Annotated in this window: 1 pseudogene; it reads right to left on the reverse strand. The window is 40.5% G+C overall.

Annotated elements, in window-relative coordinates:
• Positions 1–149: 149 nt before the first annotated feature.
• A pseudogene (locus ADI58_RS11640) lies at positions 150–410 on the reverse strand (hypothetical protein); the annotation flags it as partial.

A 410-nucleotide genomic window follows, 5' to 3' on the forward strand; every position in this document is an offset into this window, starting at 1 on the left:
CAAACTTCAGAATCAGCTTCGACAAGCAACTCAGTAAGCGAATCTGCCTCTAAGCAAACTTCAGAATCAGCCTCAGCAAGTACGGCAATGTTTGAATCAGCTAACTCAGTTATTTCATCAGTATCTGAATCAATTTCTAAGTTGCTGTCTCAAATGACTTCGGTAATGACTTCAACATCAACATCAGCGTCTAAGATGCTATCGGAGTCAGCTTCGGCAAGTACATCAGCATCGGAATCAGTTTCTAAAGTACTGTCAGAGTCTATTTCAGCAAGCATATCAGCATCGGAATCAGCAAGCGCGTCAACTTCAACAGATGGAAGTACATCAATCTCAACAAGTACTTCAATAAATACACCAGCAGATAAGACAGTTGTATCTAATCCAGATGCTTTAACTCCAGAAGAGAA

The organism is Streptococcus mitis (genome assembly GCF_001074635.1).
In the GTDB taxonomy this organism is placed as follows: domain Bacteria; phylum Bacillota; class Bacilli; order Lactobacillales; family Streptococcaceae; genus Streptococcus; species Streptococcus mitis_E.